Below are 258 nucleotides of genomic sequence, written 5' to 3' on the forward strand. Positions count from 1 at the left end.
CGCTGCTCGACAATTTCCCGCATCCCGACGCGGGTGGACAGAATGTCATCAACCTGACCGGCATCAATGTGGTCGCTACCGATTCGGACGGAGACCAGGCGAGCGCGACGGTTCAGGTCAATGTTACAGATGACGTGCCGACGGCGGTTGCCGACACGGACAGTGTCACGGAAGGCGGCACGGCGAGCGGCAACGTGATTACCGGCGTCGGCAGCGACGGCAATGCGGCCGGCGCCGACACCAAGGGTGCCGACGGCG

The 258-nt window shown here is 65.1% G+C and carries 1 protein-coding gene; it reads left to right on the forward strand.

Going from position 1 to position 258, the window contains the following annotated elements; genetic code table 11:
* The coding region (locus EN845_RS35835) for a hypothetical protein (protein ID WP_167531606.1) at positions 1–258 on the forward strand (258 nt) is incomplete at both ends.

The sequence above is a fragment of the Mesorhizobium sp. M8A.F.Ca.ET.202.01.1.1 genome (assembly GCF_004791595.1).
Classification (GTDB): Bacteria; Pseudomonadota; Alphaproteobacteria; order Rhizobiales; family Rhizobiaceae; genus Mesorhizobium.